This is a genomic window from Streptomyces boncukensis, from assembly GCF_011045075.1.
Lineage (GTDB): Bacteria > Actinomycetota > Actinomycetes > Streptomycetales > Streptomycetaceae > Streptomyces > Streptomyces boncukensis.
This window is the reverse complement of record NZ_JAAKZZ010001141.1, coordinates 1-360: the sequence shown is the minus strand read 5'-3', so window position 1 is coordinate 360 and position 360 is coordinate 1. Positions and strand designations below refer to the sequence as shown.

Genomic DNA, 360 nt, shown 5'->3' with positions numbered 1-360 from the left:
TGCAGATTCCCGGTGGTCTGGCGGATATCGGTGCGGGTGCTGATGGGACGGTGTGGGGGGTCAACAGCAGCGGGAACATCTACCGCTACGCCGGGGACCAGAACATCCAGGGTTCGTCGCGCTGGGTCCGGATCTCGGGTGCGCTCAACCGCATTGCGGTCGGGTCGCGGACCAATGTGTGGGGGGTCAGCGCCAACGGGAACGTCTACAAGTTCTCCGGGAACGACGCGGGTGATCCCAGTCCGTGGGTGCAGATTCCCGGTGGTCTGGCGGATATCGGTGCGGGTGCTGATGGGACGGTGTGGGGGGTCAACAGCAGCGGGAACATCTACCGCTACGCCGGGGACCAGAACATCCAGG

Annotated in this window: 1 protein-coding gene; it reads left to right on the top strand. The window is 65.0% G+C overall.

The genetic code is table 11. The annotated features are described in order from the left end of the window. A partial coding sequence (locus G5C65_RS38340) for a tectonin domain-containing protein (protein WP_338146869.1) occupies positions 1 to 360 on the top strand: 360 nt, incomplete at both ends.